At 58.7% G+C, this 26,695-nt stretch carries 28 protein-coding genes; 3 read left to right on the top strand and 25 right to left on the bottom strand.

What is annotated here, in order from left to right; genetic code table 11:
* Positions 1–476: 476 nt before the first annotated feature.
* From WN72_RS12785 to WN72_RS12765, 5 genes are all read right to left on the bottom strand, one after another.
* Complete coding sequence (locus tag WN72_RS12785; protein ID WP_092220958.1) at positions 477–668, bottom strand: CsbD family protein; 192 nt, start codon at positions 666–668, stop codon at positions 477–479.
* A gap of 269 nt (positions 669–937) precedes the next feature.
* Positions 938–1,696: a carbonic anhydrase gene (locus tag WN72_RS12780; protein WP_092220962.1), complete on the bottom strand. Its 759-nt coding sequence runs from the start codon at positions 1,694–1,696 to the stop codon at positions 938–940.
* Between the two features lie 317 nt (positions 1,697–2,013).
* On the bottom strand, positions 2,014–2,373 hold the full coding sequence (locus WN72_RS12775) for a nuclear transport factor 2 family protein (RefSeq protein ID WP_092220965.1): 360 nt from the start codon (positions 2,371–2,373) through the stop codon (positions 2,014–2,016).
* Between the two features lie 873 nt (positions 2,374–3,246).
* Positions 3,247–3,528, bottom strand: coding sequence for a hypothetical protein (locus tag WN72_RS12770; RefSeq protein WP_143130885.1), 282 nt, complete (start codon positions 3,526–3,528; stop codon positions 3,247–3,249).
* Positions 3,529–3,761: 233 nt separating this feature from the next.
* Complete coding sequence (locus tag WN72_RS12765; RefSeq protein ID WP_244554029.1) at positions 3,762–3,962, bottom strand: hypothetical protein; 201 nt, start codon at positions 3,960–3,962, stop codon at positions 3,762–3,764.
* A gap of 464 nt (positions 3,963–4,426) precedes the next feature.
* On the opposite strand from WN72_RS12765, the gene WN72_RS12760 reads away from it, so the two are divergent.
* The gene (locus WN72_RS12760; RefSeq protein ID WP_143130886.1) at positions 4,427–4,642 is read left to right on the top strand and encodes a hypothetical protein; all 216 of its coding nucleotides are present in this window, start codon (positions 4,427–4,429) and stop codon (positions 4,640–4,642) included.
* 218 nt (positions 4,643–4,860) lie between these two features.
* On the opposite strand, the gene WN72_RS12755 is transcribed toward WN72_RS12760, so the two are convergent.
* From WN72_RS12755 to WN72_RS12745, 3 genes are all read right to left on the bottom strand, one after another.
* Positions 4,861–5,049: a hypothetical protein gene (locus tag WN72_RS12755; RefSeq protein WP_194483021.1), complete on the bottom strand. Its 189-nt coding sequence runs from the start codon at positions 5,047–5,049 to the stop codon at positions 4,861–4,863.
* Between the two features lie 62 nt (positions 5,050–5,111).
* Positions 5,112–5,990: a non-homologous end-joining DNA ligase gene (gene ligD, locus WN72_RS12750; protein WP_092217942.1), complete on the bottom strand. Its 879-nt coding sequence runs from the start codon at positions 5,988–5,990 to the stop codon at positions 5,112–5,114.
* Between the two features lie 494 nt (positions 5,991–6,484).
* On the bottom strand, positions 6,485–7,948 hold the full coding sequence (locus WN72_RS12745) for an adenylate/guanylate cyclase domain-containing protein (protein WP_092217941.1): 1,464 nt from the start codon (positions 7,946–7,948) through the stop codon (positions 6,485–6,487).
* 288 nt (positions 7,949–8,236) lie between these two features.
* Here WN72_RS12745 and WN72_RS12740 point away from each other — a divergent pair, with 288 nt between their 5' ends.
* The gene (locus WN72_RS12740) at positions 8,237–9,202 is read left to right on the top strand and encodes an ABC transporter substrate-binding protein (protein ID WP_092217940.1); all 966 of its coding nucleotides are present in this window, start codon (positions 8,237–8,239) and stop codon (positions 9,200–9,202) included.
* A 623-nt stretch (positions 9,203–9,825) separates the two neighbouring features.
* Here the strand turns inward: WN72_RS12740 and WN72_RS12735 are convergent.
* Positions 9,826–10,002 (bottom strand): DUF2934 domain-containing protein, encoded by a 177-nt coding sequence (locus WN72_RS12735; protein ID WP_092217938.1) that lies wholly within the window; start codon positions 10,000–10,002, stop codon positions 9,826–9,828.
* A gap of 266 nt (positions 10,003–10,268) precedes the next feature.
* Here WN72_RS12735 and WN72_RS12730 point away from each other — a divergent pair, with 266 nt between their 5' ends.
* Positions 10,269–10,916, top strand: a complete 648-nt coding sequence (locus WN72_RS12730) for a hypothetical protein (protein WP_092217937.1) — start codon at positions 10,269–10,271, stop codon at positions 10,914–10,916.
* A gap of 88 nt (positions 10,917–11,004) precedes the next feature.
* Here WN72_RS12730 and WN72_RS12725 read toward each other — a convergent pair whose 3' ends face one another.
* The 16 genes from WN72_RS12725 to WN72_RS12655 form a co-directional block, all read right to left on the bottom strand.
* Entirely contained in the window at positions 11,005–11,337 is a 333-nt protein-coding gene (locus WN72_RS12725) for a hypothetical protein (RefSeq protein ID WP_092217936.1), read from the bottom strand.
* Positions 11,338–12,355: 1,018 nt separating this feature from the next.
* Entirely contained in the window at positions 12,356–13,084 is a 729-nt protein-coding gene (locus WN72_RS12720) for a hypothetical protein (protein ID WP_092217935.1), read from the bottom strand.
* A gap of 86 nt (positions 13,085–13,170) precedes the next feature.
* The gene (locus WN72_RS47830; protein ID WP_092217934.1) at positions 13,171–13,392 is read right to left on the bottom strand and encodes an HGGxSTG domain-containing protein; all 222 of its coding nucleotides are present in this window, start codon (positions 13,390–13,392) and stop codon (positions 13,171–13,173) included.
* On the bottom strand, positions 13,334–13,933 hold the full coding sequence (locus WN72_RS12715) for a hypothetical protein (protein WP_244553868.1): 600 nt from the start codon (positions 13,931–13,933) through the stop codon (positions 13,334–13,336). Before WN72_RS12715 ends, WN72_RS47830 begins: the two co-directional genes overlap by 59 nt.
* 103 nt (positions 13,934–14,036) lie before the next feature.
* Complete coding sequence (locus WN72_RS12710) at positions 14,037–14,552, bottom strand: hypothetical protein (RefSeq protein ID WP_092217933.1); 516 nt, start codon at positions 14,550–14,552, stop codon at positions 14,037–14,039.
* Between the two features lie 305 nt (positions 14,553–14,857).
* Positions 14,858–16,993 (bottom strand): hypothetical protein, encoded by a 2,136-nt coding sequence (locus WN72_RS12705; RefSeq protein WP_143130726.1) that lies wholly within the window; start codon positions 16,991–16,993, stop codon positions 14,858–14,860.
* On the bottom strand, positions 16,993–17,481 hold the full coding sequence (locus WN72_RS12700) for a hypothetical protein (protein WP_143130725.1): 489 nt from the start codon (positions 17,479–17,481) through the stop codon (positions 16,993–16,995). Before WN72_RS12700 ends, WN72_RS12705 begins: the two co-directional genes overlap by 1 nt.
* 25 nt (positions 17,482–17,506) lie before the next feature.
* Positions 17,507–19,696: a hypothetical protein gene (locus WN72_RS12695; protein ID WP_167381015.1), complete on the bottom strand. Its 2,190-nt coding sequence runs from the start codon at positions 19,694–19,696 to the stop codon at positions 17,507–17,509.
* Positions 19,697–19,706: 10 nt separating this feature from the next.
* Positions 19,707–21,137, bottom strand: a complete 1,431-nt coding sequence (locus WN72_RS12690; protein WP_143130723.1) for a tail fiber protein — start codon at positions 21,135–21,137, stop codon at positions 19,707–19,709.
* Entirely contained in the window at positions 21,134–21,367 is a 234-nt protein-coding gene (locus WN72_RS12685) for a hypothetical protein (protein WP_143130722.1), read from the bottom strand. The genes WN72_RS12690 and WN72_RS12685 overlap by 4 nt, the downstream gene beginning before the upstream one ends.
* 139 nt (positions 21,368–21,506) lie before the next feature.
* Positions 21,507–21,686, bottom strand: a complete 180-nt coding sequence (locus WN72_RS12680) for a hypothetical protein (RefSeq protein ID WP_092217927.1) — start codon at positions 21,684–21,686, stop codon at positions 21,507–21,509.
* A 176-nt stretch (positions 21,687–21,862) separates the two neighbouring features.
* Positions 21,863–22,141 carry a hypothetical protein gene (locus WN72_RS12675; protein WP_143130721.1) on the bottom strand — a complete coding sequence of 93 codons (279 nt, stop codon included), beginning with the start codon at positions 22,139–22,141 and terminating at the stop codon, positions 21,863–21,865.
* Complete coding sequence (locus WN72_RS12670; RefSeq protein WP_092217926.1) at positions 22,134–22,838, bottom strand: ribonuclease H family protein; 705 nt, start codon at positions 22,836–22,838, stop codon at positions 22,134–22,136. Before WN72_RS12670 ends, WN72_RS12675 begins: the two co-directional genes overlap by 8 nt.
* 973 nt (positions 22,839–23,811) lie before the next feature.
* Entirely contained in the window at positions 23,812–24,048 is a 237-nt protein-coding gene (locus tag WN72_RS12665; protein ID WP_092217925.1) for a hypothetical protein, read from the bottom strand.
* 92 nt (positions 24,049–24,140) lie between these two features.
* Entirely contained in the window at positions 24,141–24,935 is a 795-nt protein-coding gene (locus WN72_RS12660; protein WP_092217924.1) for a hypothetical protein, read from the bottom strand.
* A 114-nt stretch (positions 24,936–25,049) separates the two neighbouring features.
* Positions 25,050–25,475: a hypothetical protein gene (locus WN72_RS12655; protein ID WP_092217949.1), complete on the bottom strand. Its 426-nt coding sequence runs from the start codon at positions 25,473–25,475 to the stop codon at positions 25,050–25,052.
* Positions 25,476–26,695 lie beyond the last annotated feature (1,220 nt).

The following is a 26,695-nucleotide window of genomic DNA, read 5'->3' as shown; positions in this document are numbered from 1 at the left end:
TTCTCTGCCTCTTCAAGGCAAGTCTTCGCTTCGCGGAGATATCTGGCACAGGCCTCTTCCATGAGCGGAAAAATGCGTAAACCGGCCAAAAGTGCCCCCAACCAAATAAATACGGCTCCGGTTTGGGCAAAACCGGAGCCGCTATTCCAGTCTTCTGACCACGGGGTCGGTAGGCGAGGGCCAGAAGCAAACGGTAAACCCTAGACCTTGCGATTGGTTCCTCCTCCCCCTTAAGCGACCCACCATCTTCGCGGCCTCACTGCCTTGTGTGGCGCTTCAATCGGGCGATGCGTCGCTCGCGGTGCCAGATTTGAGAAATCGGGTCGCCTTCTCTCTGGCCTCTTCATCGTTGGCGCATTCTATTTCGTACGCGTCGGTGATGCGCGCGTTATCATCCAGGATGTAAACGAATGGAACGATTACACCACCGGCTCCGCTAAACGCCGCCCCGAGGTTCAGATTCTGTCCTCTTCTACTTATTTCTTGAGGGCGTCAGCGGCGTCCCGCGCTGCGTCCTTCACATCTCCTGCAGCCTGGTGGGCCGATCCCTTGGCCTTATCCATCTTGCCTTCGGCTTCGAGGTCCTTGTCACCGGTAAGCTTGCCAGCACCCTCTTTGATTGCGCCTTTTGCCTTGTCGGCGGCGCCCTTCACATGTTCGCGGTCCATGATCGCTTTCCTTTGCCGTTTTTAAGACGGCACAACGAAAGCGTAGCAAAGAGGTTCCTGGAGAACGTGCGCCGTGGTGCTCTGATGCCAACTTCTGACCCGTCTGCGGCATGCCGACGCGGTCTGACGATGTCCGTTCAAAACGGTAGACCGGAAAGTAACACGCGCCTCATGTCGCAGCGTCACATAGGAAAATCCTGACGAACGATGCCGGAACCATCGCTCTGAAAGACCCACCGTCCGCAGATTGGGATCATCTGTATCAAAGCTCAGACGAGCACCGAAACTTTTCCGCTCGCGATGTCATAGCGGGCGGGCACGACCATCAGCTTCCCCTCCTTGATTGCCCTGGCGATGACGGGGGAGGCATCGCTGAGCAGCGTCGCCTGCATCCTGGCGTTGGCGTCAATGGCAGCATCAAGGTTGCCGCCCGCAGCGTCCACTGCCGGCCGGATGGGGGCGTAAAGGACGCTGATCTGACCAGGCACAGCCTTGCCTTCAATGGTTGCTTTGACCGCGCCGCAATTGCCGTGCCCCAGCACCACGAGAACCTTGGTGCCCAAAACGGCCACACCATATTCGAGGCTCGCTGTGATCTCGGGCGAGGTTACGTTCCCGGCTACGCGGACGACGAAGAGTTGGCCGATGCTCTGGTCGAAGACAAACTCCACCGGCACCCGAGAATCTGCGCACGATAGAACCGCGGCGAAGGGCTCCTGCTTCTCGACCGTTTTGGCCTTGAGGATCGAAAGGTCTTCATCGAGCGACTGGAACTGTCCGCTGACGTAACGCTGGTTGCCGTCCAACAACGCCTTGAGCGCGGCTTCGGGCGTCAATGTGCTCTGGCCCAATGCTGGCTGAGCGCCTATGACCGTTGCACCTGCCAGCACAGCCGTGCTGGCGATGGCGTTGCGCAAGAAGCCGCGACGCGCCAGATCGGCATCCTTCTCGTGGCCCGAGGAGTCCGTCGAGCCGCAACCGCAGCGGCAGGCCTTAAACGACTCGGGCGAAATTTCCGTAGGTTTCATCTGTGTCTCCTTTTTACTGGCTAAGGAATTGGTTGCACACAGAACGATTGGACGCGACTGCCAAGGCGGGAAATTTCAACCTCTAAGCGCACCGTATCATGTTAGTCTCGCATAATCCAAGGTGGGGACATCGGCATGGTTGCTACGCAGACGTGATTTGCAGTGGTGCCGTGAAGCAAGGTGGTCCCGGCAATCCAGCCCGGAGCGCATGTCTGCCAATGGCCCTGCGCCGAACAATGCTCCAACCGTTGCAATGTCGGCTGTTCGCAGTAGATCCGACCTCGGCCATGGTGTATGCCCACCGCCCCTCTTGCCCCTTAGCAGACTCCGGCTTGGCAGGAACTGGGCGAGGCCTGACGCGTCGGCCTGCAGCTCAGTGTCCTGATTTTCCCGGCATCATTAAAGTCCAAGACGGCCTCCACTACGTTTTCCCCGCTGACGTACGAGATGATTGCGCCACCGTGCGAGGGCTGAAGATTGTCCAGCTCGGCCGCTGGGTGTTCCTGCAGATGGATAGCCCAGTAGCCACGCAGGTTTTCTCTGCCGGTAACAATCAATTCGTAGCAATCGCAGTAGACCGCGGCATCCTCGGCGTACATTTCGAGTAGCGTTTCGAGATCGCCGGCGCGGTAGGCATCGAGCCAGTCGATGGCGGCGGCCATCGGGTCAAAAGACATACAAGCACCTCCTGCGCCAGAAACAGAAATTGGCCGGGGTACCCAGCTCAGTCTCTTCGCGAATCGACGCGAAGTTTTCGGTCTTCACTCGGCCAAGCCCATATGCCGCTTGCCATAGGGCGGGTGCTTATCCGCTGGCCGTGATGCCCCGTGTCGAACGCCTCGACAGCTCTCACGCACTAAGCGTGCAACGCGGCGAGGACCATCCCAAACCTCAACAGCAGCATGAGCGTCTAAGAACTTTTTGGCTTGAGCTTGGGCATCGTCGTCAGTTGAGCAATTGATCTCGTAAACCGCGCGAGCAATACCCGACAAATCAACCGCGTACGCAATGTATCGCATTGCAGTACTCCAGATTGAATATCTGCGGACACGATTCATTTCCGGGCTTATGGTTCCGTGCGGCGATCGGCGCGGAAGTGCGGCTTGCGGCGGTGTCTCAGAATGATGTTCTGAAGCTCGGCAGCCTACATTCGTTGCCTTGCGGACCACCAAGATATCCGCGCCACCACCCCTCTATCTGATGGCCGCGAAGTGCTGAAAGGAATTACAGAGGGCGTCCTACTCCGACCCTGAAGCCGCCGTGCGCAAGCTCCTCGAGCTCACCACGTCAAAGTGACCCCGCGCTATCCTATGCCGACCAGCGATCCTGTTCTTCTTGGTAAGCGTGTTCGTTGAGCCGCTCCGCGACTTGTTCAGCCAGCTCCTTCGACTCCGTGGAGGCGATCGGCCGGCCGTCGCGCGTTTTGAGCTTGTCTTCGTCAGTCTGAATGGGGAAATCGTCCGCCCTTAGCGGTTTACCTTTGATCCTCGCGATGCATATGCCGTTTCGAGCAAAAGCCCGCCGGCGAAACCTGCGCCGGCGGGCTGCTCTTACTTCTTGGTGTCATGGCCCTTCGACTTCGTGTCGTTCATCGTCGCCGAGGGGTTCGCAGACGTTGGGCTGCTCGAGGCGCCCTGGCCGGTGGTAGCCGCCGGAGAATCGCCGCCACCTCCGCCGGAGCCGGAGCCGGAGCCCCCGCCCGCCCCAGCTCCCGCTCCCGCTCCGCCGCCAGCGCCCCCACCCGCGCCGCCTCCTCCTGCGCCTTGAGCGGACGCTGCCGCGATCGAGCCGAACACCATAGCCGCAGCCAAGGCAATCTTTGCAATCTTCATTGTTGCAGTCTCCTGTTGAAGTTCGCTTGAAACTCGTTCTCCGGGTCAACGTTCCTCGCTCGTTGAAGCTGGTCACATTCCAGCCCACCGCGATGTTGAAAGTGGCAAGCCCCAACATGACGAGCAGCGCTGTAATAGGTTCAATGGCAACCGTGCAAGGCCTCTGGTCACTTCGAATCCGAGTTGAGACAAGGAGAGCGGACAAGGATTGATGCCCCGTCCTCGAGGATAGGCTAAGATTGCGGGTTTCTGAGCAGGTCAATGTAGCGCGCATGCAACGTCACGAAGCGCTTGGCTCCGTCGAGGACCACCTTGACCTGAGTCGCGGTCGCCCCTGGGCCAAGGATAACGCCCCTCCGGCCACTCAGGCGCGGCCCCGCCGCAGCCGCAACAACGATCCTACGCCCGGCGATCAGCTCTTCTTTGATGACCATGAGGTCTGCTGATTTAGGCAGGTTACGGTTTGTGCTTCGCGGCACGGCCCTGTTCCTTACCGCAATCTATCAAGTTGGACACGCGATAGACGGTGCACGCCTGGATCGCGACCGCAAAGGGGGCGACAGGAGCCATCCCCAACATAAGGCCGGTACGCCCCGGTTGCGCCATCGCCTGGTTGCGGTGTGATCGCATGTTGAATGTGGGGTCTTGACGAACCTGGTGCGACCCAGCCGTCCTCGGCATAATCCATGATATTGATAGCGGACTCGTGATCTGATCGCATCTGGGAAGGAGGCGAATCACATGCGCAGGCAACCTTTGAGACAACGTTTGTTGATTGGCGTCCCAACTGCGAAATTGCCGCATCGTAACGGCCCTGAGATCCGTTATCCGCGACTCTCGCGATGGTCGTCGGGTCTCTGTCTACGAGTGCTCAAACCGTGGCCGACTGGCTGGAAGGATGACGCGACAGGGATTTCCGGCGAGCTCGGTGGTGCGCAAAGGAGATAAACATCTGGTGTGGCCCCTACGCCTGTCGCGGGCTGTATCTGCTCACCGTCGGCAAAAGCAATTCAGTTATCAAGCCGCCGAGCTGCGCGCAAAAGAGCTCCGGACGACGGCTTTCTTCCTGATCGTCGCCTACTTCGCCATTCTTGCTCATGCTGTGTTCAGTTGAGACAAGGCGCTGGCGCCCTCCCCCCGTTGTTCGAGCTTAGCGAAAAACGTGGCTTTCGGCGGCCACCGGCGCCGGCCACGCTTGCAGGGCCGAATTGTCTACATGGTCGGATCGGCGATCACACGGTGACGGCCGAAAAGGCCCTCGCCAAGGGAGCAGCGAGGGCAGGATTTTTCAGACGGAGGAGCCAAGCTAAACCGCTTCTCTCTTGGGCGTTCCTAGTGACCCTGACGAAGTTGTCGCTCAATGTCGATTGCTTGATCTGCATTACGTGCTCGCTTGAGCAAGGCGTTACGTTCGTCGCCCGGAGGCTTTCCGTCCGCGCGCTCACGCATATCCTGGGCAAATTGCTCAAGCCGCGCCTCGAGAGACTCTGTCTGCTTGAATCGCCTGCGCTTCAATCCCATCGCACGCTCCTTCTGACGAATTGCTTGTACGTCAGCGTGCAGATGATCGCAGAAACATAAGTTTATTTCCGGCTTAGACCTTTGAATGAGCTGGCGCGGAGCAGTCCTTCGGAAGTTATGTCGCGATACTCGATTTCGGCAACAAACTTCGGCTCGACCCAAGTGGCGTTGGGCTTTTTGAGTTGCTTACTCAATCTACTCTTCGGGCTGACGACAGTATCGAGTGCATCCCTGATCTTGCGTGAGGTGGTTCGGCTCCACCCCGTCCCGACCTTGCCCATATAGCGCAGCTCGTTCCCTTCCTGTCTGCCAAGGTAGAGAGCTGCGACCCCTGAGGGGTCTTTGATGAATCCCACCACGGGGAATTTCCCCTTCTGAACGGCCTTGATCTTCTGCCACGTTTCAACCCGCTCCGATCGGTAAGGAGCATCCACTCGTTTGGAGATGATGCCCTCATACTTAAGCCTGCTGGCTGCCTCGAACAGCGCCTGCCCGTCACCTTCATGGTGTTCGCTGTAGAGAATGGGATCCTTAATCTCGTTGCTCTCGATTAGCTCCTTGAGCAGCTCCTTACGCGCAAGCTGGGAAAGCCTCCGGAGGTCTTGGCCATCAAGCCAAAGGAGATCGAAGGCGAAGTAAACTAAGCGATCCTGATCCCCTCTCGCGAGGTCGGCCTGCAGCTCGGAGAAGTTGGGTCGCCCCTCATGGACGACGACGACCTCACCGTCAACGATCGCACGACCTTGAATGTCGAAGGCGCCGGCGATGACGGAGAATTTGTGGACCCAGTTGTGGCCGTTGCGCGTGTAGGCGCGGCGGTCGTCGCCATCGATGTGGAGTTGGATGCGATAGCCGTCGTACTTAACTTCGTGAATCCACCGGGCCCCCGAAGGTGCCTTCATCTTCAGGGTCGCCAGCTGGGGCACAATAAACCCCGGCATCGGAGGCGCCCCCGGCTCTCTTGCCGGTGCCTTGGTACGCTTTGCCACTAACGCAACTCACAAAAAGCCCGCCGTGGGGGCCAGCGGCGGGCAGTCTACCTACCTTTATCAGAATCTCTAACCGCCCAGCCAAGCTGGCGTTCCTAACGCTGTTCTCCGATACAACCGCATTTGCGTTTCCCGGTTGTATTTTCAAGGTCAACGAGAGCGCGAGCCGAACGGCGAGAGAACGTGGTGTGATAGAGTGCCCCATTATTTAGATGTTCACGCAAGGGGACTAGGACGATCTCAATTGCAGCACCAGTCTGTTCCACCTTTGCAAGCAGACATCGCGGCGACGGAGACCGAGATCCGCTAAGGGGCAAATCCGGACGTTCACACTAAAGTGCGGACGCGCGTGCAGGGGTGGTTGATGAAGTGAGTAGGTGTCCACGAAATGTCTGAAGCACAGTTCGATCGAAACGATTGGTTGAGCGAATTTTGCGAGCCCGATGCTACCATCGGCCGGTGACGCGATAGACTTGTGCTTTGCCCTCGACGCCGCGCAGCGGCGCCTCGAACTCCTCGACATCCCGGCCCGTCAACAGCCCACGAACACCAGGGGCTGTGTAGAGTGCTTCCGTCAGACAGACTTCGCCGGCATCCGCGAACGATTGCACCCGCGCGGCAATGTTCACCGTCTGGCCGAAGTAGTCGAGATTCTCGTTGAGAGTCACGGCAATGGACGGCCCGCAGTGTGCGCCCATCTTGAGGATGATCGCTGGCTGGCCGTGCTCTCGGTTGAACCGGCCGATTTCCTGCAATATGTGGAGCGCCGCCGCCACGGCGTCGACCGGCCGGGAGAACGCTGCCATTACGGCGTCACCAATGGTTTTTACGATTGCACCGGCATGCTTATGAGCAACTGCGTCGAGCAGCGAGAAATGTTCCCGTACCAGCGCATAGGCATTAAGATCCCCGAGACGCTCGTAGAGCGCCGTCGAGCCTTTCAAATCGGTGAACAGGAGGGTCACTTGTCGAATGCCGATGCCTTCCTCCTCGTCCACGCGCTCGGAGCGGAAGAGCTTGCGGAAGGTCTGCCGCGTCAACAGCATGCCGCCGGACACGTAAGGATCGAACTCAAGCGTCGGCTTCTCCGGCATGGTCACGATCTCTGGCGGCCAGTTGATCAGGAGTAGCGAGCCGCGCTTGGGGCCGATGTTGCTGATCTCAATTACTCCACGCCCCGACGGCACGGCCGAAAGAGCGGACGTGAAACGCTGACCATCATAGGTGACGTGAACGATCGTCGGCGTGTTGGGCGCCGGCCCGGCAGCAGCTGACTCCACGACCGGCAGCATGAAGCCAGCCTGGGTCTGGACGTTAACGCCCGAGAGGGCACCGGGCCCGATCTCGGCATGCAGCGTCGTCGTCACGCCGGGTGGCAGATATGTCATGCCGCGCACGAGGGTGCGCAGAACATCAACAAACCGGGTTTGTCCGCCTGGTAGCCGCCCGGTGTCGGCAAATTTCAGCTTCCAGTGCAGGTCTTCAATCGAGAGGTTGTCAACGTCATGCAACGCGAGGCGCCGGACTTGCGGCGAGACGGAGAAAGAAGCCTCGATAAAGTCGTCAAGGTCCGTCTGACCGTCGATGTCGCACAGGCCGCAGACGAAATGGCTTCGGAGCGCACGGAGCTTGCCGAAGCTTTCCAGCACCAGGCCCGAATGGGGACATAGAATGTCCCAATGCAAGTCGACCAGCCCGGCGCGAGCGGCGTGGAGGAACAGATCGATCGACTCCGGCTCGGCTACACCGCGATCACGAGCAAAGGCCAGGGGATTGGCACGGTAGACACTGACCTCGTCGCCGCTGCGGATCAGCGTTTCGAACTTGGAGATGACGCGCGGGCTCCAGGCACGGGCCTGCTCGATCTGGGTCATCTTGGCTTCAAGAAGCCGTTCGTCAATGGATGTCATCGCCAGCTCCTGACGGTAACAGTCTATGTGCTTCGCCGGCCATTCAGGCGGTCAGCCACCGGGCTACTAATTATAACACACAATGGCAGCACTTCCTGCTGACCAATCCGGCCATGTCGCATATGGGTCAATAGCAGTAAAGCTCAACCCGAGCAGATGCATCCCGCTTGGCCATCAACAGCTGACTTCGCCTTTTCGAGTACAGTCCCTGACGCCCATCTGCTTTCTCGATTGCGGCCTGCGAAGGTGCTATGAACGCCGCCCAGTGTTGCGAAATGAGCTCGTTCCATGCGCCGACTAATAACGCGCCGGGCTTGGCTGACTAGCGGCCTCGCATTTCTCTCGGCGACCATCGAGACCGCTGCAGAACCGCGCCGCTGGCGCGTGGGATACCTCGATTCCGGGAGAGCCACCGTTGGCGCGAGTACTTTGAGAGGCGCGCTTCGCAAGCTCGGGTATGACGAAGGCAGGAACCTGATTGTCGACGTTAGGGAGGCGAACGGAAAGTACGGGCTCCTACCGGCTTTAGCGGAGGAGCTCGTCGAGCTGAAGCCAGATGTGATTGTTGCGAACGCAACGCCGGCTATTGCAGCCGCACAGAAGGCCACGTCAACAATCCCGATCGTGATGTCGCCAGCGACAGATCCTATCGGGTCTGGTTTCGTGCTTAGCTTCACGCACCCAGGCAAAAATATAACTGGTGTTGCCAATATGTTCGGCGACACCACCACAAAGATCCTGGACATTATTCGGCTAGTCTTCCCGAATGCGAAAAAGATTGGTGTTTTGACTTCAAACAACCCGACTCATCCGCCTTTAGCCCAGCTTGCAGTGCAAGCAGCACAAACGCTTGGCATTTCAGCGTCACTTTTCGCGGCGAAAGATCCCGAGGACTTGGAGTCCGCGTTCGCTCAAATGAATTTGGCTCATTGTGACGTCGTTTACGTTCTAGCGGATCCTCCGCGGCCGAGCTTGCCTACGATAGCGCTGCAAAAGAGCTTGCCGACTGTTTTTCAAGTGAACAGTTACGTGACCAATTATGAGGGGCTGATAAGCTACGGCCCGGACAACATAGCTTTCTTCACGAAGGCCGCCAGCTACGTCGATCGGATTCTAAAAGGCAGCAAGCCGGCTGAGATGCCTGTTGAACAGCCCACAGCATTCCAGTTGGTGGTAAACCTGCGTACCGCCAGAGCACTGCACGTGACCATTCCGGAGCAAGTTCTGCTCATGGCGGATCAGGTAATCGATTAGTCGATATGGCACCTGGAAGAAGCGCATGCGTACCGGCATCTACATCGGCCCGGAAAGCGGCACGAACCACGGTCAGGCCGAGAAGAAGTAACTAGGGGATATCAGTCTGGCTCCGAGGCGCGATGCTGTACGGCTTGTTGAGAAAGAACTCACGGTTGCCCAGCGCGGCCTCGGCGTACTGATCGACCGCGACCTGGATGGCGAGGACGTGGTCGTGACACCAGCCCTCACGGGTACCGAGCCTTCGGACAAGCTCCAGCGCCTTGATGTATTCGGGCGGATTTTCCCAGTCCGAAAAATACTACGGGTGAACCCTCACCATTTCCGTCCCCCAAGTACCCACGGTTTGATCTCGCGCGGTCAGCTTTCTTCTCATCCCGTTGGGCACAAAGTTCATCCGACTTCGCTTGCATCCGCGCAAGGAGGGCTTCGGCCGATGCCGTCCCTATCCCGGCCCGCTTGAGCTGGAGGATTTCCTCGCGCGCGCTCAATCTGAAGTCCGAGGGGGCAACGCATTTCTTCGGACTGTCACCCGAAAAGGGGTACGATCCGCGATCAGCGATCCTCTGTGGGAGAAGATCGCAAATCCTATCATTTTCAATTGATTAGATGGCGATTCGGGCTCAGACTGGCAGATTGTCAGTCAACCCCGGGGGCACCTCGCCCAATTCCCTTCGCTCGGCAAGAAGCTGCTTCTCAGCCTCGTACCAAAATGTGTCCATCTGTCCCGCCGGCTCCCCGGCCTCTGTCCAGAGATGATACGCTCGAACGCGGATTTCTTCTTCGCTTAGACCAGCCATGACTTACTCCTTTCAGAAGCAAGCGTCGGCGAAGCGCACTGGTTCCTTTTAGCTCGCAACAAGCCGAGTCTCAAACAGATCCGTATTGCCGCGGGCGCTCGGGTGGTTTCACATCGACGGCTCCCCACCAACTCGCCAAATCTTCTGCTGTTCGTCGTTGATCGCCTTCAGTGGCCCGCTGAAGCTCGCTAGACTGCTCTCCTCAGCGGGCCCGGTGCCCCAACCGCTTGCTTTGCCATGGCACAGCCTTGACGGGAGAAGTCGTAATGCGGATGCCGAAGTACGAAAAGCTGCGCAACGCTCGGCTTTACGGAGCGATGCACCAGCCCAAAGCGAGTCGAATCTCGGCCGTATTGAACAGCCCCCTATTCCTCTGGGTTCTCACCGCACTATTTGTCACGGCGGCCGGAAGTTACTTCAGTCAGGTACAGAAGTGCATGTCCGATGCTGACGCTGCGGCAGATAAATTCGACTTGCTCGAGAATGAGAGATGGAAGCGGGAATATTACTTCAAGCACGCTCTGGCCACGATGAAGACCTTTGCCGAGGTCAGGGAAGCGAAGGATCGGTACATGCCGAGCTCGTCCGACTTCAAGAGCAAAACTGCGTGGGACCTTCAGGTAGAGCAGTTCCACATCCTTCGAAGGGCGGTCCCCGGCGACGATCGGCCGTTTAGGAAACAAGGATTTTTTAGCGAGAAGCTGGTCGAGGATCTCGCGTCCGATCCCCACTCTTCCGTTATGCCTATACTATCTGAGGACGATTACAAAATGCCCGACACGATCTTTAAGCTGTCGAGCAACTGTTCACCGAGGGCAGTGTTTAGACAGATCCTAACCGGTGAACAATACGTTCTCCGGGGCGCAATGCAGCCCGTACCGGTTAAGTTGCCTGACGTGAGGAAGATTCCATAGGAACATTCTGAACGTCCAACCAACTGGGCCGCGAAGGGCCTTAAATGTTCGTCGGTGCGCCGGAGAGCATTGAATGCTTTGATTTGATTTAGCTGTGGCCCCGGTGAGCCTCTGCGATCCTGGATAGGCTGATGCGCTCACCCGCGAGAATGCGCTGATCCAGACTATGGCGAACCTCGGCCGGCAGCGCGGGGCCAGAAAGGGCCACGAGAGCCCGCCATGACAGTCGGCGCACAATTCCCTCCTGCTCGCCGTAGCAGCGAACAACTCGCATCATTTCCGAGGCGACGGTGCCTTCATGCAAAACCCCGATATTGCGGACTGATGCGCGCTGCTTTCTGTGTCCCACGATGCGGCAGAAGATGTAGAAAGCAGATAATTTGACGCGATCCAGAGGGTGATTTTCATATGCAATCAGCATAGCATCCCGCGCATTGCAACCCCGGGGAGTGGGGACAATGAATGAAAGGTTGGAAGCGTTCAGGAAGCGCTTGAACGAGCCAAAGAAAAGGCGGTCCGATAAAAATTGGCAACAGTGGATTGGTTCACCCACTGCTTGGGCCGGTCTGATCCTGTCATCGGTTACGGCCTTCTACACGTTCCTCTACCACAGCGACGAACTTAGTGTCGTCATAGACAGTCCTTTTATTAAGCCCGACGGCGAAAACTTCAAAGTTCGGCCACCTCCCGGTCTGACCTTCATCAATTCAGGAAGCCGCCCCGTGGTAGTTACGAGTATGAAAATGCTTTTAATCCAACGGCACTATGCTTCCGATCCAGAATGCGACGATTGGGAGGTAAGAACCGAGATCCCATTTGCTTTCGAGCAAACGGTCGTGAAGCCCTACGACGCATTGTCTAAAACACTGAAATTTGAGAATGAAGAGGCGACGATTGCGGCCAAAGGAGGCAACGCAAACAGGAAGGGAGGCCGAGCCTCAATGCTTGTCTGTATCAGGTTCGAGTTGGCAGCAACAGACGCAGTGCGGTGGCAAAAGACTGTTACTGCAGGTCATCAGATAGAAAGGGACCGACAGCCTAATGCGGAATTGCAACGAGCACGATTTGACACACGGCCTAAAATTCTAATGAAGCGCAATCGGTTTTGGACTGAGGTCGATAGAGATCCAAAACCGGGTACCCGTGCTAACGAGCCCCGTTCTGTTTTAGCTTCCGCCTGGTCACGGATACTCCGATACCTTCCCGTTCCTTACGATGAGGATCGTAACTGGTCCCTGGACCCACCAATATAGTGAGACCGTACCGAACCGCTGACATGCCGTGATTAGGCTTCTTGGGGTCTTCAATGCCCCGGGTCTCGCCGTCCCTCATGAACTTCCACGAATAGTTCTCAACCTCGAACTCAATGTTTGTGGAGCTTGCCGTGTAGCTGATTGGCAGGCTTTGCAGCGTTTTAAGCCCGTTCTATTCCTGGTACTTCATCGCTTCATCTGCGCTTCAGCAATGCGGCGCAGACTGATGCGCTCACCAATAGTGATGCGCCCCTCCAGACCTATGCGGGCGTCGTCCGGCAGTGTCGAAGCCGAAAGAGCCAGCAATCCCGCCCAGGACATGCGGGAGGAAATTTCGTCTCGATCGCCATAGAGACGGCAGACTCGCATAGCCTCCGCTGCTCGACCTGCGTCAATATCGAACTGGGTCCGCACGAGCTCACCGAATTTTCGGTTATTCGGGGTACGCTCCCTAAGTGCCAGGAGCTTTCGCCCGAGCTCGATCTTGGCTCGGTTCTCAGCGACACGAGTCACCGACCGCGGCAGCTTCTTAGCAGGACTTGGCCGTTCCGCCTTCGGCGGCGCGGCGAAGATGTTTGCCAGTTCTCTGAAGAGCCCAGCGGCCACGCCATAGCGCTGCGGAAGCACCCCGCGGCTCGCTCTGGCTTGGGCGCGGATCTGGCCCAGATCGATGGAATCGAAAGCCTCGAGCCACGCTAAGCCCTTCTGGGGCCATTCAGGATGGGCCAGCATCACATCGCTTAGTCCCCTCAAGACGAAGTCGTTGATGTGGAGAGAGTTGCCTTCAGTCTCCAAGAGTGTTCGGAGGAGCAGCACGAGGTGTCCCTCGCCATGGTCTTCATAGAGGGTATGGAGCACCGACTCTGCCTTGGTCTGCCCCGGTCTCAACCTCTGGTTCGTCGGGATGACTTCCAAGCCGAGTTCAGCGCAGATCTCCCGCACGCGGGGATAGCGAGCCCGACACCGTCCGCTCCGAGGAGTCTGGTTAGAACCCGCCCGCATCAGTTGGCACCGTTCCGGATCACATCGCGGGCGACTCTTATCAGTGCGGATATTTCTCGCCTTCTCGCGATAGCCTCGGCCGAATAGTGCCCGTGCTTGAAGTTGTGCTGGTTGCCTTTTGGAGCTCCGGGTGATGGTCCCCCATGCATCCTGCAACGACCGTTAGGCATCGCGAGGGATTGGCAGGGCTTCCCGCTCCGGGTCTTCGCTCCGCAATGCATGGGGTTGATCCTCCAATTTCCTGAGCCCCCCAGCCCCCTGGGTCTCCACAACTCCAACCACAGCTTGGCCGCCCGCGTGAACGTGCACGTGCTCGACGGTCACCTTTTGCTGGCCCTTGCCCCGGTGGCGGTTGAGACCCTCCAAGAGGGCGGCGAAAGTGCGGGAGAGCTTATTTGCCTGCGTCAGTGCCTCTGAGCGGCCAACAAAAGGCTGATCGGGGAGCATTGCTCGTCGGTGGCATTCCATCGCCGCGTTGTGAGCCCCGATCATCTGAGCAATCAGCATGCCTTCGAACTCGTCCCGCGGCTTCATGCAAAGAAGGCCGGTAAGAATCCCATCCCTTCGGGCCTGATTGTCGCTCTCGTGCTGGGTCTCCCACAGAGTACCGATCGCCTGATTTACGACCAATTCATTCCAATTGTCGGACTTTGAGCCCCCAATGGGTTTGAGTGCGCCCCGAAGGGATTTCTCTATGTCCAGAGTCACCGTTAGTGGAAGGGCCTGGAGGCGGTCCTGGGCTTGCGGCTTGTCGGCCTTCACCGGGAGGGCTGGGATAACGGCCTCAGCCCCTCGCCGACTGCGCTGACTAGCGGGTTTTCTTGCCCGAGATCCTTTGCGCTTCGGCTTATTCATCCATCAACGCCTACATGCCGAGCCGATCGGCGATGGCTAGGATCAACGCCCGGTTCTGCTGGTCCGGCGTGTAATTGGCCCACTGCGACACGGCGCTATTGATCTTCCGAGCCCTGGCCTCGAGTGAGTCCGCCACCCTGGACATGTCAGCCGTGGCTTCGTCGTTCGCCTCGATGGTTGCCGCGGAGGCCTCCACCTTCTTCGGCATTTCGATGGGCTCAATAAGGGCCATGTCGAAGCCAAGGATCTGGTGCTCCCGCGTGTTTCCAGCGATGCTCTTCCGTCCTTCCTCGATCTTCTGCCAAGCCGCAATTGCCCGCCGATGGGCGGCATTGAGATGACCTATCGCCTCGTTGAGGGGCTGAGCAGCCTGGGCCCTTGCCACATCGGCCGCACGCTGAGCATCCAGCTTTCTGAGCCTCAGCAGGTCATTGTGGCTATAACCGCCGATATCAATGTTTCCATAGTGCCCGCGGAGGCGGGAAACTAGCGCTTCGTATTCCGTCCGTTCAGGATTTTGATACATCTCGTCTCTCTTCGATCCATGCTCGCGGTTTGCGCGAGCTTCCATGCCTCTATGTGTCGGATATTTCCGTTGATTTTCAGAGGACGGGGAATTGACCTGCAGCAATCTGCGCTACATCTTCACTTCAAGACCACCCGCCACTGAAGGCTTCAGCACTCGCATGCCTCGAGAACCGATCCTCACCAGAACCGGATACGTGGTCCTTCCGGCAATTGCTCTCTCGTTTACCGTCATCGTTTCTGCCCGTGTGCTGGGTTACGAAAATAGCGTTCTCGGTACGCTGGGCGTGTTGATCGTTACCCACGTCATCTCTGGGATCGCGAACGCGATCCTCGAGTATCGCCGTCGTCAAGAAGCTTATTATGCAGAGCTGGACCGGATACGGCGCTGGCAAGAGTCGCAGCCCGACCCATTCGGTCCAGACGCTTCTGAAGATCAGACAACCTTAGATGATCGGATAAAAGCTCTCCTGTCAGGGCGTTGAAATTGTGATCCCCCATCTTGCGGGTGAGCAGTGGGGCAATCTGGCTGTATGCGTCTGAGTAGCGCTGCGCCCTTGCTCCCTCCAGGATAGTCTGAGGCTTCATCCAATCAGGGATGAACGAGGCCGGCCTGGTGATGTCCAAGTTGGACACATAGCCCATCTCGCTGGGCGCCGGCAGCATCGCGCCGACACGTTCGCGCTTAGGTGTCGTTTGGCTGCCGCCGATGACGTTCTCGACCTTCCCCTTGCCAAGAACTTCTGCTTCAAGGTCGGTCACCAGTCGATCGGCGCGTTTCTGGCCGAATAGCAGCTCCAGCTTTTGTCGACCAGCCCGACTGAGCAGCATATTGCGCGCAGTGGTGTCGCCACGCACGCTGTTCTCGATAACTTGCTGGATAGCGTCCCGAGCTCCCTGAAGCCGCGCCGCACGCTCCGGCGTCGAGAGATTAATCAGCTCGTGTGCGAGCTCGTCATATCGGGTGTTGCGCGCAAAGGTTTTCTGACCTTCCTCGATTTGGTGGAGCAGCTCAGAATGTTCTGCGTAAGTCTCTCTCGCCTGCCGCCAAACCTTGCCGGCAGGCGTCTTGTCGATTTCCGAGATAAGCTCACTCTTCAGGTTCAGCAGCTCTCGGGCCAGCTCTTTGTCCGGTTTAGCCTTGTCAAGAGACTGCGAGATTCGGCGATCGAGGCCGCGCTTCACGTAATCCCAGGTTTCCGCGGTCGGGAATTCCTTCTGCGGGCCGCCGGTAAAAAACTTCCGATTGATCGGGTTTCCGGAGATGCCCGAAAGCTCCTCGGCCAAGTCAAATGCGCCTGCCTTCTCCAGCCGCGGAATCAGCGCCTTGATCTCCTTGGTCGGCTGCACGGCCATGGTGCGGAATTGATTGTATAGCGGGTCGGCTCCTGTGGCGCGCGCCTGTTCGATCGCCCTAGTCATATCGGCGACAGGAACGTGAGGGACCGTATTCTGATCCAATGACTGCATGATGCGGGAGCCCTGCCCCGCCGCTCGTTGCCTGAACGCTTCCCGCACAATTTGCTTATGGGGCCCGGGGATATCTGCGAGACCGCCAGCGAGGTCGGTAGCCGCCTGGTTAACGTCCGCAAGCATGCCGGAGGGACCAAACCTCCGCTTGGCCTCCGCGATCGAGGCTGGCGTCTCGCCCTCAAGAGCGTTTACGAGCATGTTGCGACCAACGGAATTGACTCCTGCGAGCTCACCCGTTCGCCGCGGAAGCCAATGCATGAGCTGATTTGCACCCGAGGAAATCGCCTCGCCGAACATGGGCCCCAATGCGCCACCTGCAGCGGCGATAGGCACGGGCCCCAGGAAGCCCTGGTCGAGTGGATTATTGCCCTTCAAAAGCTGGCTGGTCGTCTCAAGAGCCCCCATACCGGCTGCGCCCTGGTACACACGAGCACCCAGAGAATTGCCGCGAAGGCCCATCATGCGGGCGCCAAGACTCGTCTGAGACGCTGGACCAAGCAATAAGCCAGTCCCCGCGATATCAGCGGCGGTAGAGGCGATCGGCCGCTCTTCCGCATAGTGTCGGTTCGCCTCATCCTGCATGGCAAGATTTGCGTGATATCGGTCAATCCAGTTTGGCTGACTTCCTGGGCGCGTCTCGCCCGTTACAAGGTCATTCAGGTTGCGCGGTTTGACGAATAGAGGCTGGATCGTCGCGCCGGCTGCAGCAGTGGCCTTGTCGAATAGCGGGCCGACGACGGGGATGCTCGACACCATCCGGTTGTTGAAGCCGGACATATCGGCCACATCGCCACGTGGACGAGGCCGCTCAACAACCCGCTCCCTCGGCCGCTCAGATGCTCGTTCTTCAGCCTTGCGCTCGTATCGGCTGAAGATGTCGTCATCTGTTGGCGCAGATGCCGGGACGGGCATGGTAGCGCCTCGAGAATAGCGTTCGAAGATATCGTCACTGGTCATCTGCCCAGCCATCAACGCCCCCCTTGCCGCCGCTGTTCACGCAGCTTGCGCTCGCGGAGCTCTTCCTTCCGATTCCACTCCTCATCCGAATCGCGATCAGAAGGACGATCGTCGCGGCTGCCCAGAGGCTCAATGGCAGCCGGGATCCTCGGCTGCCGGTGCTCCGCAGATTTGCGTGAGGCGATCTTGTCGATGGCGATCGCCCGTTTGATCGGAGGCATTTCCATAAGTTGGTCGGCGAGCTCGAGATCCTTGCTCAACTCGAGCAGGGCTCTGACCGGATTCTCTGTTTCAAGTGCGACTTGCAGGATCTCTTGGGGAATGTTGCCGCCATCGTCGAGCAGCGAGAGGTTTCGCTTCGCTTGATCCCACCTGCTGCCAAACTCCGTGAGGCCCGCAGTATCAACGGCGGCGAACTTCGCGTTAAGCTCTCCTAACTCGACCTCGCGCCTCGCTTGCGCTCGGACGGCCGCTTCACTCGAACTCACCATACCGATCACTCAGCCCAGCTTCCATGACGTACCATCAGCACCCGCCACCCACATTATCGATGATCGTAGTGGGCGTCGTACTCGTCCCGCAATATGCGACCAGCTTGCAAGTACCGGCGTTCGTCCCAGCGACTGTCCCGATTTTGCAGTACCCGGCACCAGGCGCAGTCCCGCTAGCGCTTGCCTTCACGGTAGCAAATTCGCTGGTCGTGCCGGTCGGCTGGCTTGCGCCGTTGGCATTACCGAGGATTGACATTCCGTTGGTGCCCAAGAAGAACCCGCAGCGGGTCGTAGTATCCGATCCAACCGCCGTGCCTGATGTTCCGCTGTTCGCGCACAGTGCGAACGCCTCTGCGAATCCAGGAAGGTTTCCAAGCCACCACGCTGAACCGGTAGTGTCGTAGTTCCACACATTCCCCGAGCCAGACCACACGATATTGGAGCCGAAGAACGGCGAGCCTGAGCCGCCACCCGCACCAAAGGTCATACGCGGGGTACCGGAGCTGAAGCGATAGGCAAAGAGGTCGCCGCCGGCTTTTTCCGCGCTAATCGTGGCGAGAAGGTTTGCGGTATTCTGCAAGCTCGTATAGGTCGCAGCACCGATGCTGGGTGTGGTCAGGGTCGGTGATGTCGCGAATACGAACGAGCCAGAGCCAGTCGCCGCGTTGACGTGAGACGATGTCACCTTGCAATAAGCGGGCACGACACCTGCTCCGCCGGAGCAAAGGACGCTGCCTGTCGCAGCGTCTGCCAGCTTGGACAGGGCCGTGGCGCCGCTAGCAACGATGAGATCCCCGGTCGTATACGACGTCAGCCCTGTTCCTCCCTTGCCCCCAGGCAGAGGCTGTCCGGAGGACGGCACATAATCAACCACTCCGCTGCCGCTGGTGGTCCACAGATTCTCTGGATTGTCGCCGATCGATTTGACCTTCACCGTGCCGCTTGCGGTGCAGTTGCCGGCGCTGCTGAGATTCGAGATGGACGCGATGATCGCACCGCCATCCGACGTGCAGGGCTGATTCCACTGATTATAGGCCCACGTCTGAGCGCCCCCAACCGCATGGTCAACAACCGAGAACGACCCCGCCTCGCTTTCATTCGAAATTAGATCAGGACCGTTGATAACAGTACTTTCAATCCGGAACAGGGTTGCGTCGGAGCCGATCGCACTTCCCGAATTCACGCCAGTGATCGTCAGATTATCGTTCATGTTGATCATGCGGACGCCGACGTTGACGCACTGCATATTCGCGTAGCCGATCAGCGAATTTTGCGCAGCATTTAGGCTGTTGATCCTGATGCCTTCTGCCGCCGTATCCGAGCAGTTACCGAAGATCTGGAAATGCCGGATCGCAAAGAAATCGTTTTCACTGCAGCCGCTCTGGGAGGGCATGGCGCTGCAGGAACCACCGCTGACCGCTGAAGTGTCGGCCGAACCAACCACAATTCCGACGTGAGTGCCGGTGATCTCAAACTGCTCCAAAATGTTCCGCGTCGTGATTGGATTGTTGTTCGAGTCCATCATGATGCCGACGCAATTCAATGTGTTGTTTGCGTCGAGACCGATATTCCGAAACTGACTGAATGACGTATTGAACATATAGATCATCGTGCAGCCGGTGCCGCCGATCCACTTCAGTACGACGCCGGTATTGATCGGCGCGTTGCCGCCATTACCGCCGCCGACGCCGACCAACGCCGTGCCGTTATTGCCGAACTGCAAGGTCTGATTCAGGACGTACACATTCCCAGAAACAAACTCGATCCGGTGGTTTGATCCAAGCTGAATCGTACTTCCAGCGCTACAGGCATTAGGCCCAGCAGCAGAATCGACGACGATTGTTCCAGGCGCGTTACCAATATCATTAACCGCCGCCACCAGATTAGCGCACCAATCAGCCTGCCCGTACTGGCTCGCAAAGCGGATCGTGTTGAGGTCCTGGACCGTCAGGGCCCCCGAGCCGCAGCCTTTCAACAGACCGGTGGTTCCGTCAAAACACGGCACGGAATTCGCAGTCACCGGGGCGGTCGGCATGATCGAGTTGACGATGTCCTGAGTCACTGTCCTCAAGTTTTGAGGCGTGATCTGGCCGGCGGTTTGGTCGGGGAAGTTCGCGCCGATTTCCGTATTGAGCTGCGCCTTCGTCTTTTGGGCGTGCACTGGGACCAGCATCGCGCACAGGATCGCAGCTGCTGCAAGCAAACGTCGTGAAATCATGAGCATGATGTCCTGATTAAGGCGTCAGCCGGATTGCGTAGTTGACGATCTTCGATGGCGGAACGCGAGAGAATGCCGAACTGATGCCACCCTGCGCCGTACCGGAGAAAGTCGACGTGGCTTGCGAAGCTGAAAGCGTTCCAGATCCACCGAACACGCCACTCGGCGAGCTGTTGGAAATGATGCTACCGCCATTGTTCGGAAGGAAGGATGACCCTGCAGGGACAACAGTGATGGCGCCGTTCGTGATTGAGCCCGCAGGTGTGTACGGCGGAAGATTTGCCGTTACGAGAGTGGACGATTGTGCGCCGCCCGGATTGCCCAGCGCGGTCGGCGACGTGCCATAGTAGGTGCTCGTCAAAGTGCCGGGGTCCGCCCCGCCCATGTTGGTGCGAGCAACCATGATGCGCCCGCGATAGTCCGGCAGATTGAACGTCGTCGACCCGTCGCCATTGCCATAAGCGAAATACGTGATTGTCCCGGTTCTGGTCGAGGTCGCGTTTGCGGACATCGTGCAGGAGGTGCCGGAGCATCCAGTGATGGTGGTCCCTGCTGGGATGCCCAACGCCTCGACAGGCATTCCAGACCCAAGCTGCGTAATATCAGCAACGCCAGTGATGGTCGGGCTGCCACTGCTAATCGATCCTGATTGCGCAAGGGTAAGCGACGAGAACAGTGCAGAGAACGCGGTGCGGCTGACGGCCTGACCATAGGCGAACGCGTAGTTCGTTGGTGCCGTAAATCCTGCGGTGGTGATGACTGTGCCGACAGGCACGCCGGATGTGTTTGGCCAGTTGACTGGAGAAAGAATGTGGAACGTGCCGGCAGTCGCGTCATAGATCAGCGAGACCGCGTTAGTGGCGACGAGCTCGCCGCCGGTCAGGGCCTGCGGGCCGGTCGAGGAGTCTCGGACGATCTGGACCGCGCCGAAACCGGAGGGGTTGAAGGTCGCCGGGCCCGTGTTCGTGTTGGTCGAGATGTAATTGATAACCTGGCCGTCAGTGCCAGAGAACGAAGGAGCGTTGACGGTAATCGCGTTCGGAGTGCCGACGCTCGCGCCCGCAAAGATGGTCGCCGATGAGTCCGTGCTTGCGGTGATTTGGTCCCAGATTTGAGCGCCAGCGGGAGAACACGGCGTTGCCGCATTGGGACCGGTGGCCTTGACGATCTGGCGATAGGTGCCGGTGCCGTAGATGATTGCCCTGCCAGCCGCATCCAGCTGAACCGGATTGGTATTAGCGATCGTCTGGGACGAGTCGGTGTAGGTCGCTTTCGGGCTGAGCGTACCCGGGACGTAGAAATAGACGCACCCGGCGGACAGCGGCGACCCATCGTTGTTGAAAAAGGTCTGCTCGCCCGGCGGCAGCAACGTTCCTCCACGAGCTGGATTTGCGATAGCCAGGGCGATAATTGCGGCGGCTCCGATATGAGCTGTCGACGCTTTCATTGCAGAGCCTCACATTTGTTTGCACGAACGAGTTCATCGTACTGAGCGACACGGGCACGATCTTTCCGGAGCTCAACGAAATAACTGAGGGCTCTGCGCTGCCAATATTCTGCGGAGCCGTACCACTCGATCGGCTCTTGGCTCACATGCGCAAACAGGAAACCTCCTGACACGCCCGCCAGGAAGAGCACGGCACTGCCGACAACAGTTTTAAGAGATGCGCTGAACATGATCATCGCCCCCAGGCTGTGCTGAATGCCGAGGCGAAGGCAGTTTGTCGCCCATCCTCACATAAGAGCGCCGCAGCGCTGACGATAAGGCCAATGATGAGACAGCGGAGCGCCAGTGCGCAAACTAGGCGGACGGTCATCAGGCCGCACCTCGCTCGATCTCGATGCCATCGGCCCCTAAGCGCTCGACGGTGGCCGTTCGCACATAGTCGGCATACGTCTGCACGCGCTTATCGGCAGCCCGTTTGATGGCATCGGCCAGCGGCTCGGTCAGGCGCAGATTCATCCTCGCGCCAAAGCGCGTCTTGCCTTCCTGCATGCTCCACCCTTTGGAGAACTCAGTTTCTAGTCGGGATCTCGATTGCCATGCGGTCGAGTGATTTGCGGGGAGGCTGATTGCCTCCCCCATGGCGTCCGCTTCGTCGCCTCGCGGTCTCCGGCGGCAGACATTTGCGCCTGCCAGGCAGCTCCTTCCGGGAGCACGGAACCATTCAACTAGTGGTCAAAGCCCTGGGCGTTGCTTCCAGGCTCCACGCGCGGCGCATCTTGCGCGCCATGAGTTGAACTTACATCAGGTGCACAAACGATGTCATTTACCGTTTCGGTAAATTCGTAGACCCACCTTTCACGAATCTGGCGCACCGCGGCTTTGATCGCTTTTGCGTATAGCGGATTGGTGCCCCATTCCTCGAGTTTTCGAATGATGAACTCGATTGCCCGCCGTGCAGCGTCCGCACGTTCGAGCTCGATCAGTCGGCCGTGGGTATCATTCATGGCGGCCACCGGTGCGACCGAGCACGGCAAGCTTGTCGGCCAACCCATTCATCGGGTCGCCGTTGTGGCCTCTTACCCACTTCCATGCGATCGAGCGGCCCGCGGCCAGCGCATCCAACTTTCGCCATCGGTCAGCATTCGGAATGTCGACGCCGCTTCGTTTGAAGTCGCACTGCCTCCAGCCGTGCCGCCACTTCGTCATGCCGTCGACCAAATAGGTCGATTCAGCTATCACCGTTGTCCGGCATCCATCGGGGATGGCTTCAAGAGCCATAATCGCCGCGGCCAGCTCGGCCGCGTTGTTTGTGCCGCGCCCGCCGCCGCCGAAGAATTCAACCCGCACTTCATCGCTGAGGATGACGACGCCCATCCCCATCGTGCCGGGGTTTTTCGGCGCGCATCCGCCATCACACCAGATCATAGCCTTGGTCACGCCAGTCAGTGCAGCCCGCGCCTTCTCAACGTCGGAGGTGCGGAGGGCATACTTCCGACAAAGCGCACCAGGGGCCACCGTATGCGGCTTGGGGGCGGTTTTAACGGCGGGCCGTGTGACCAGCTCCGGCTTTGCTGGCTTGGCTGGGGGAGGCCTAACGCCATGCCTGATGGTGTTAGTCGCCTCGCGTGCAAATGGATCGCGATCGAGGCGAGCGTACCACGGTTCGTAGACGGGGCGCCGCTTGCTCCAGTTCAGACTCATGCCCGGGCCTCCGACTGCACTTCCCTTCCTTCCTCGAAATAATGCGCTGAACTATCCACTTGCTCGGGCCGGCGAGGCCGTAGGCCGGGCCCGATAGGGCCAGCGCGAAGCGCGTCTCGCAAGCTACGCGCGCTCGGCGGCACCGATTCGTGCGCATTACTATTAGAAGAGAAAACATCGCACGAATTGGTGCCAGCCTCTCGTGCTCGGCGCCGGAACCAGGTCCGACGGGATATTCCCTCGGCCTCCCAAGGGCGCGTTCGGTTCAAGCTTTCAGCATGCGGTTTGGCGCCATTGGCCTTTCGGCGCGCGCTCTCCCGTTGCTTGTGCTTTGTCTTCTGAATAGCCGACCGCCGACGCTTATTCAGACCGACCGCCCCAATCGTGCGGATCTCGAGCCTTTCACGCTCCATGGGGCTCAGTTTGATGCGCCACGCCAATTCGTCGGCCGACTGCCAACACGCGGTGGCAGCCGCGGCGGCGATGGCATCAACCTCACTCGTTGCCCATGGCGCTCGAGCGCGAACGTAGCCCGTCAATTTGCTCTGGAGGTCTCCGCCCTTGGCGAAGCGATACGCTTCGGCAATAACGCGCAACGCTTCCCGTCCGTCGGCATTGCAGGGGATGAACTTGCCGAACCGATATCGGAAAATCTTCTCCAATTCCCAAGCTCGGAGATTGGCAGCGGGAGGCCGCTTTCCAAAGCCCCTCGCCCTCGCATCCACTTTGTGACGCCAGGCAACTATGCGATGTTGCGCGTCCTTGGGCAGAGCCCTCACGATGCGGGACGTCATTGAGCGCCCCGTTGCAACACAGCGACGTTCGACGGCAGCAGTTCGCGGTTGAATTTCCGCAAAAACGTGATACTCAACATTTGCTACTTTCTCTTTGGCCCGGCGGCGTTGCGAGCGCTTAGCCGGGCTTTTCGTTTTCTGGAATTAGGCGACGAGGTGGCGCACTTAGATCCGACTGGCTAAGCAGCTTGTGGGATCTCGGCGGTGTTACGGATTTCCGGACCAAACTTGGCTAACGCCCATTCGTCCAGACCTTGCCTCGAATAGAGGGGAAATCGTCCGGCCTTCCTGAATGGAGGGCCTTCTGAACTGACACAGGCCAATTTCGCCAATGTCTTTGGCGAGCACGGAATGCCAAATTTTGCCGTGATGTATTCGGCGGCTTCAGTCCGTCGGAGCGGGCGCTCGTCGATCATTCTCTCTCCTCGTGGTTCGCTAATCAACGCGAGGAATATCGCTGCAAACACACGCAAAGTGGATGGATTAGAATGGAGAACTATGGAGCGAGTTAGCGCTCCCTTTTTCTGTATGCGCGAGCGAGCCGCCTAGCCTTGCTCTCTCGTGCTCCGCCGCCATAAGCCCGGTCGGCCACCGAATCTGCGGCGGCCTGCACAGAGGCCACCTTAAGGCCGACGATCAGCCTCTCCATTTCCTCCAGCAAATCCTCATCCATTGCAGCAAAAGAGCCCTGCCCCTTCCGACTGCGCAACGCGTGGTCTTTGGAGACCGTTGCTTGTTCGAGAATATCTGCCGATTGAGTTGGGCGCCCCGTAAGCCAGGCCAGAAATGCCTCTTTGTCGCCAACCCGAACATCGAACCATCTGGCGAGATGCATGCGGTCGAACTTCGCATCATCCTGCGGCGGGACGCTGGAGGCATCCAATTCGAGCACGTTGCTGCCTCGCCCAATTCTATAGTCTGCGTCGAAATAGGCTAATGCGATTGCCTCCACCCTTTCAGAGCGTTCACCAAGCATCCCTATAAGAGTGAAGGTGCCGTCCGCCGCAGCCCGGCATAATGCCCTGCACGCCTGCAGGCGGCGCGCGGCAGCCTCCACAGCGGCTTGGGGCGGTTCACCGGTGCCGAAGGCCATTATGTCAATCGCTTCTAAGAGCCAGATCGTCCGCCGTTCGCTAGCTTGCCTGATCGCATCCATGAGGGTCTCTGGCTTCGCCCAAGGCGCGGCGGCAAAAGCCTGCCAACGCTCAAGCTCTTCGCGGGCCGCAAGCGTTCTCGGGTCTTCGGGCGCCGACTCGAATGCGGCAGCAAAGTCGTCCGGACCGAGCTTACTTCGATCGGGCATCGCACCCCCGCAGGCGCATCCGCAATGTGGCCGGCGCGGCGGGCTGGTGCGGTACCAGCCGTTCGGGAGCTACCCTAGCCGCGCCGATTCTTTAGATGGTCTTCTAGATCCGGATCATAGTCGAGAGCGGCTCTTTCCCAAAAGCCGGCGCGCTTCCCCAAGTTGATCGCTCGCCGCAGAAATCTGCGGGCCATAAAATTCCTCGTCGAGGCGCTCCAGAAGCGCTTCGTACCGCGCAAGGCGAGCGACAGTAGCTCGTAGTTCTTCCAAATCATCGATGCTCTCTGTCTTTCGCTTCGGCTCGACAAGCGCCCTGAGCTGCGTGATTTCGTCCGCGCGAACCGTGATGCGACTATCGCGGCGCCAAACGTCTTGAATACGATTATCCGTCCAGCCATCGAGTTTGCGGCTCAATCTACGGAAAACGGACTTCAGTGACTCGTCTGCCTTCCGCTCGCCTGCGACCTTGCGAAGAAGGTCCGCCGCCTCGTCGAGTGAACTCGCCTTCATCTCCGCTCTCTTATTGGAAAAATCCAACATGGTCTGTGCTCCTATGTTCAGGAGGACGGGCACAGAATTGGCCTTCTCAGATTTGTTGCGGACCGTTCAGTTTGGCGACGGCTCGGACCCGCGAATTACGACTTGCCTTCGGCGCACTCGCGCCACTTCTGATCGGAGGAGGAAATTACTGATGATGGTGAGGCACCGCGCGAATCCGGCTCCCCGCACTGAGCGGGAAGTCCATCGAGCTGCGGCGATAATTCGATTTCGGGAATGGGACGCCCAGATGAACGCGCGGCATGGTCCGCTGTACTATCGAGCGATGCAGTTTCCGGTTCACTGAACGACGGGATCAAGTGTCGTACGGCTCGCTGGACAGCCAGCCACTTTTTGATCGTTGGGCTAGTGCCATGCCGCCAGCGCGCCCAATTGGAAGGAGTAATTCCGGCGGTTCGACAGATGGCACGGATCGCCACATTGTGGGTGCGAGCGGCCCTCTCAATAGCCGCTAAGCTGGTCTGAACATCAATCATAAGCTCTTTTTAGGGCAGTACCCGCCGGAGGTCAAGCCCTAAAAAGGGTCTATCCGCAAGCATTCTCTGCTAATAAAACGGCCTCATGAGCCCGCTTCATGATCTCGGTTTCGACCGCCTGGATGAGATCCGCCTTCCCCAAGACCTGGATGCGGATAGCGTTCGGCGTTGGATCCAGCGGGTTTGTCGCACGCTGGAAATTACACCCACAGCGTTCGCGAAGAGCGCTCAAGCTTCGCCGTCCAACATCAATAGGTTCCTGGCCAGCCAAGACACCAGTGCCAACCTCGGAGCTCGCACCATAGCCAAGCTATTCTCGGCTGCGACATCACTCAACCTGGAGCGGACTCGATCTCCCGATCCGGCGTCTACAGGTCACGTGGATCCGGACGCCTTCTGGCTTTCAAGCGTTCAAGTAGCCGGCACCATCATCGCGGACGATCGAGGCTCAACAATCAGGCCACTTAGCGCTCCATTTCCGCTTACCGTCCCTGTTCTTGGGCGTTACCGCCGCCTCAAAGTGGCGCACTTGATTGATTATGATCATCCCGGGCAAGCATTCCCCAGAGGCTCGGTGGTAATTGGATGTGAGTTCGATGGGCCAGCGATCGCCTCCGGGGACCGCCTCTTAATATCTCGGCCGGATCGCGCAGCGAATCGAACGGAGGTCAGCCTCCGCGAATGTCTCCTTAGCCCGAACGGGGACGCCTGGCTCGCTTCACTGGA

Origin of the sequence: Bradyrhizobium arachidis (assembly GCF_015291705.1) — a bacterium.
Classification (GTDB): domain Bacteria; phylum Pseudomonadota; class Alphaproteobacteria; order Rhizobiales; family Xanthobacteraceae; genus Bradyrhizobium; species Bradyrhizobium arachidis.
This window is presented reverse-complemented; position numbering and strand designations above follow the sequence as displayed.

Bases quoted from the DNA above. Each gene is read 5' to 3' on its own strand.
- WN72_RS12785 (WP_092220958.1), bottom strand. From the start codon at position 668: ATGGACCGCGAACATGTGAAGGGCGCCGCCGACAAGGCAAAAGGCGCA.
- WN72_RS12780 (WP_092220962.1), bottom strand. From the start codon at position 1,696: ATGAAACCTACGGAAATTTCGCCCGAGTCGTTTAAGGCCTGCCGCTGC.
- WN72_RS12775 (WP_092220965.1), bottom strand. From the start codon at position 2,373: ATGTCTTTTGACCCGATGGCCGCCGCCATCGACTGGCTCGATGCCTAC.
- WN72_RS12770 (WP_143130885.1), bottom strand. From the start codon at position 3,528: ATGAAGATTGCAAAGATTGCCTTGGCTGCGGCTATGGTGTTCGGCTCG.
- WN72_RS12765 (WP_244554029.1), bottom strand. From the start codon at position 3,962: ATGGTCATCAAAGAAGAGCTGATCGCCGGGCGTAGGATCGTTGTTGCG.
- WN72_RS12760 (WP_143130886.1), top strand. From the start codon at position 4,427: ATGACGCGACAGGGATTTCCGGCGAGCTCGGTGGTGCGCAAAGGAGAT.
- WN72_RS12755 (WP_194483021.1), bottom strand. From the start codon at position 5,049: ATGGGATTGAAGCGCAGGCGATTCAAGCAGACAGAGTCTCTCGAGGCG.
- ligD (WP_092217942.1), bottom strand. From the start codon at position 5,990: ATGCCGGGGTTTATTGTGCCCCAGCTGGCGACCCTGAAGATGAAGGCA.
- WN72_RS12745 (WP_092217941.1), bottom strand. From the start codon at position 7,948: ATGACATCCATTGACGAACGGCTTCTTGAAGCCAAGATGACCCAGATC.
- WN72_RS12740 (WP_092217940.1), top strand. From the start codon at position 8,237: ATGCGCCGACTAATAACGCGCCGGGCTTGGCTGACTAGCGGCCTCGCA.
- WN72_RS12735 (WP_092217938.1), bottom strand. From the start codon at position 10,002: ATGGCTGGTCTAAGCGAAGAAGAAATCCGCGTTCGAGCGTATCATCTC.
- WN72_RS12730 (WP_092217937.1), top strand. From the start codon at position 10,269: ATGCGGATGCCGAAGTACGAAAAGCTGCGCAACGCTCGGCTTTACGGA.
- WN72_RS12725 (WP_092217936.1), bottom strand. From the start codon at position 11,337: ATGCTGATTGCATATGAAAATCACCCTCTGGATCGCGTCAAATTATCT.
- WN72_RS47830 (WP_092217934.1), bottom strand. From the start codon at position 13,392: ATGCATTGCGGAGCGAAGACCCGGAGCGGGAAGCCCTGCCAATCCCTC.
- WN72_RS12710 (WP_092217933.1), bottom strand. From the start codon at position 14,552: ATGTATCAAAATCCTGAACGGACGGAATACGAAGCGCTAGTTTCCCGC.
- WN72_RS12705 (WP_143130726.1), bottom strand. From the start codon at position 16,993: ATGGCTGGGCAGATGACCAGTGACGATATCTTCGAACGCTATTCTCGA.
- WN72_RS12695 (WP_167381015.1), bottom strand. From the start codon at position 19,696: ATGCTCATGATTTCACGACGTTTGCTTGCAGCAGCTGCGATCCTGTGC.
- WN72_RS12690 (WP_143130723.1), bottom strand. From the start codon at position 21,137: ATGAAAGCGTCGACAGCTCATATCGGAGCCGCCGCAATTATCGCCCTG.
- WN72_RS12685 (WP_143130722.1), bottom strand. From the start codon at position 21,367: ATGTTCAGCGCATCTCTTAAAACTGTTGTCGGCAGTGCCGTGCTCTTC.
- WN72_RS12680 (WP_092217927.1), bottom strand. From the start codon at position 21,686: ATGCAGGAAGGCAAGACGCGCTTTGGCGCGAGGATGAATCTGCGCCTG.
- WN72_RS12675 (WP_143130721.1), bottom strand. From the start codon at position 22,141: ATGAATGATACCCACGGCCGACTGATCGAGCTCGAACGTGCGGACGCT.
- WN72_RS12670 (WP_092217926.1), bottom strand. From the start codon at position 22,838: ATGAGTCTGAACTGGAGCAAGCGGCGCCCCGTCTACGAACCGTGGTAC.
- WN72_RS12665 (WP_092217925.1), bottom strand. From the start codon at position 24,048: ATGATCGACGAGCGCCCGCTCCGACGGACTGAAGCCGCCGAATACATC.
- WN72_RS12660 (WP_092217924.1), bottom strand. From the start codon at position 24,935: ATGCCCGATCGAAGTAAGCTCGGTCCGGACGACTTTGCTGCCGCATTC.
- WN72_RS12655 (WP_092217949.1), bottom strand. From the start codon at position 25,475: ATGTTGGATTTTTCCAATAAGAGAGCGGAGATGAAGGCGAGTTCACTC.